General features: G+C 68.8%; 2 protein-coding genes. Both read left to right on the top strand.

What is annotated here, in order from left to right; translation table 11 throughout:
- The coding region (locus ACFVUH_RS37355; protein ID WP_387918096.1) for a DUF1702 family protein at positions 1–693 on the top strand (693 nt) is incomplete at its 5' end.
- Positions 690–1,501: FG-GAP repeat domain-containing protein (locus tag ACFVUH_RS37350; RefSeq protein WP_387918095.1), on the top strand; the 812-nt coding region annotated here is incomplete at its 3' end. The genes ACFVUH_RS37355 and ACFVUH_RS37350, both read left to right, overlap by 4 nt.

Genomic DNA, 1,501 nt, shown 5'->3' with positions numbered 1-1,501 from the left:
ATCCTGGAGGGCGAGGGCCGGCGGCACTACTACATGCTCTACGTCGGCATCGGGTGGGCGATGGCCCGGCTCCCCAAATTCCTGTGGCCCGACGTGACCGCGACCGACCCGGTGCTGCGCTGGCTGATCCTGGACGGGTACGGCTTCCACCAGGCGTACTTCAAGACGGACTCCTACGTCCGCGACCCCGCCGCCGAGCATCCCTTCACCTGGAAGGGCGGCCCGGACGCCTACAGTGCGCGCGCCATCGACCAGGGCATCGGGCGGGCCATGTGGTTCGTCGGGGGCACCGATCCCGACGTCGTGGCCGACCTCATCGGCGCGTTCCCCGAGCACCGCCACGCCGACCTCTACGCGGGCGCCGGGCTGGCCTGCACCTACGCGGGAAGCGTGGACGGGGACGAGCTGCGGCGCTTCGCCAAGCACGCGGGCGACCACCTGCCCAGCCTCGTACAGGGTTCCGCGTTCGCCTGCGAGGCGCGGGAGCGGGCGGGGACGACGATCGCCCACACGCACCTGGCCGCCCAGATCCTGTGCGGCGGGCGGACCCCGGCGGAGGCCGCGCGGGTGTGCACCGACGCGCGGCCCGCCACCTGCGCCGGCGGGGAGACCCCGGCCTTCGAGATCTGGCGGCGGCAGGTCGCCGCCACCATCAGTTCTGTTCCCCACACGCAGAAGGGCGCCGTCGCATGACACATCCAATTTCCTGGCTGCGGAAGCAGGCTCCGGGGGTCGTCGCACTCGCTGTCATGGTCGGCACTTTCTACGCGGTGAAGCCGTCGGAGTCCAGCGCCGCCGAGAAAAGGGAAATGGCGGAGAGTTTCGCTTTCGAGCCGATGGCGATATCCATGCCGGGCGGTTACAAGAAGCAGAGCGTCCGTAAAGTGAACAAGGCCTACAAGCACATCGAGGCGTGGATCTCCTCGGTCGGCGCCGGGGTCGCCATGAACGACATCGACGGGGACGGCCTGCCCAACGACCTCTGCATCACCGATCCGCAGATCGACCAGGCCGTCGTCACGCCCGCCCCGGCGCCCGGCCGCAAGAGCGCCTCGTACGCCCCCTTCGTGCTCGACCCGGCCCCGCTGCCCAAGAGCGACATCATGGCGCCGATCGGCTGTTTCCCCGGGGACTTCAACGAGGACGGCGCGATGGACCTGCTCGTCTACTACTGGGGCCGCACCCCGGTGATCTTCCAGGCGAAGAAGGAACCCGGCAAGGACACCACGACGATGGACCCGAAGTGCTTCGAGCCCGTCGAACTGGTCCCCGGCAGCAGTGGCAGCACCTACAAGGGGCCCCTGTGGAACTCCAACGCCGCGACCGTCGCCGACTTCGACGGTGACGGGCACAACGACATCTACATCGGGAACTACTTCCCCAACAGCCCCGTCCTGGACGACAGCGTGCACGGCGGCGTGACGATGAACGACTCGCTCTCGCACGCCCAGAACGGCGGCGGCGGACACTTCATCCGATGGACACCCTCCGGTTACGAGGA

Origin of the sequence: Kitasatospora sp. NPDC058032, assembly GCF_042885845.1 — a bacterium.
Classification (GTDB): Bacteria; Actinomycetota; Actinomycetes; order Streptomycetales; family Streptomycetaceae; genus Kitasatospora.
This window is presented reverse-complemented; position numbering and strand designations above follow the sequence as displayed.